This is a genomic window from Clostridium sediminicola (genome assembly GCF_050402865.1).
GTDB lineage: Bacteria > Bacillota > Clostridia > Clostridiales > Clostridiaceae > Clostridium_AF > Clostridium_AF sediminicola.
Genome location: NZ_BAABMF010000087.1, coordinates 1 through 333, shown reverse-complemented (window position 1 = coordinate 333; position 333 = coordinate 1). Strand labels below are relative to the sequence as shown.

1 protein-coding gene is annotated in these 333 nt (G+C 36.0%); it reads left to right on the top strand.

Annotated features, from left to right (window positions below):
- Positions 1-38: 38 nt before the first annotated feature.
- A partial coding sequence (locus ACQ3F0_RS26855; protein ID WP_428868877.1) for an alpha/beta hydrolase family protein occupies positions 39-333 on the top strand: 295 nt, incomplete at its 3' end.

Below are 333 nucleotides of genomic sequence, written 5' to 3'. Positions count from 1 at the left end.
AACAAAGAGAAATCGTATTTTACAGTGAAGGTAGTCGTATGTTAGGTGATATATATCTACCTGATGATTATAAAGAGGGAGAAAAAAGACCTACAGTAATCGCTAACTCTGGATGGACAGGCCTTAACGTGGTATATCCTGCTATGTTTGCAAGAGACCTAACAAAAAGAGGGTATGTAGTTATGGGATTTGACTACAGAGGATTTAAACCAAGTGAAGGATTAGTAAAGTATACAACACTTGAAAGAGAAGTAGAGGATATATGTGCAGCTATTAATTTTTTAAAAGCTCAACCTGAAGTAGATGCAGAAAAAATAGGACTAATCGGATGGG